This is a genomic window from Caballeronia sp. AZ1_KS37 (assembly GCF_023631165.1).
Lineage (GTDB): Bacteria > Pseudomonadota > Gammaproteobacteria > Burkholderiales > Burkholderiaceae > Caballeronia > Caballeronia zhejiangensis.
The window spans coordinates 1-647 of sequence record NZ_JALQDP010000022.1 but is presented as its reverse complement, the minus strand read 5'-3'; the positions used below and the strand labels follow the sequence as shown (position 1 = coordinate 647).

Sequence of the window (647 nt, the reverse complement as noted above, 5' to 3'; positions counted from 1 at the left end):
GGACCGTGAAACGACTCCACGCCGATGATAGTGCGGATACCCGTGTGAAAGTAGGTAATCGTCAGGCTCCTCATGCTGAAAGCAAGCGAAAGCCCCAACTCTAACGAGTTGGGGCTTTTTGCGTTTTTCGTCTCACCTATAAGTGAGAGCCTCGAATTTTTCGGGTCGTAAGAAACGCTTGACAACGGCGTGTTGTTACCCCATAATCGATAGTTCTCTGCGGAGGGGTGCCCGAGTGGCTAAAGGGGGCAGACTGTAAATCTGTTGGCTTACGCCTACGTTGGTTCGAATCCAACCTCCTCCACCAGAATTCAAGCGGTAAGGGAATCCAACCCTCGCGGGTGTAGCTCAATGGTAGAGCAGAAGCCTTCCAAGCTTACGACGAGGGTTCGATTCCCTTCACCCGCTCCAGTGTCGATTTTGTAGTGCCCATGTGGCTCAGTGGTAGAGCACTCCCTTGGTAAGGGAGAGGTCGGCAGTTCGATCCTGCCCATGGGCACCAGCTGTATCAGTCTAGTAAGTTGCGCGCGGCGCAAGGTGCGAAAATCCTGTTAGGAGTCGAAAATGGCCAAAGGTAAATTCGAGCGGACCAAGCCGCACGTGAACGTGGGCACGATCGGTCACGTTGACCACGGCAAGACCACGCT

Annotated in this window: 1 protein-coding gene and 3 tRNA genes; all 4 read left to right on the top strand. The window is 53.9% G+C overall.

From position 1 onward, the window contains the following. Positions 1-221 precede the first annotated feature (221 nt). A tRNA-Tyr gene (locus NCS00_RS13205) sits at positions 222-307 on the top strand. A 30-nt stretch (positions 308-337) separates the two neighbouring features. Then, positions 338-411: transfer RNA gene (locus NCS00_RS13200), tRNA-Gly, on the top strand. 16 nt (positions 412-427) lie between these two features. After that, positions 428-502: transfer RNA gene (locus tag NCS00_RS13195), tRNA-Thr, on the top strand. A 62-nt stretch (positions 503-564) separates the two neighbouring features. Beyond that, on the top strand, positions 565-647 hold an 83-nt coding region (locus NCS00_RS13190), incomplete at its 3' end, for a GTP-binding protein (RefSeq protein WP_042615313.1).